Raw genomic sequence first — 303 nt, forward strand, 5'->3', positions numbered from 1 at the left:
GCCCGGGGCTGAATCAGCTTGTTGTTTGAAATAGAAATGGTTTCAGCATTGTCGAACCACATTTCACGGGTGATGAAACCAAAGTCAGGCTGATGCACATTCAGCATTTCCTGAACGGCTTTGGACGTTACACCAATTTTTTTACCGACAATTCTGTCACCATTGGCTACCCGGCGTTCCACCATGTGCAGCGAGATATGATAAGCATCTTCTATGCTGATCTGTGCTTCACGGTCAGTGAAAGGGTCAATGGTCCTACCGGATTTCAGAGCTTCGTAAAGCTCATCCCCGTATTGGGCTCTT

1 protein-coding gene is annotated in these 303 nt (G+C 47.2%); it reads right to left on the minus strand.

The genetic code is table 11. The features are described 5' to 3' along the window. On the minus strand, positions 1-303 hold a 303-nt coding region (locus CWC28_RS21660; protein WP_502704944.1), incomplete at both ends, for an FAA hydrolase family protein.

The sequence above is a fragment of the Pseudoalteromonas sp. S4492 genome (genome assembly GCF_005886115.1).
In the GTDB taxonomy this organism is placed as follows: Bacteria; Pseudomonadota; Gammaproteobacteria; order Enterobacterales; family Alteromonadaceae; genus Pseudoalteromonas; species Pseudoalteromonas gelatinilytica.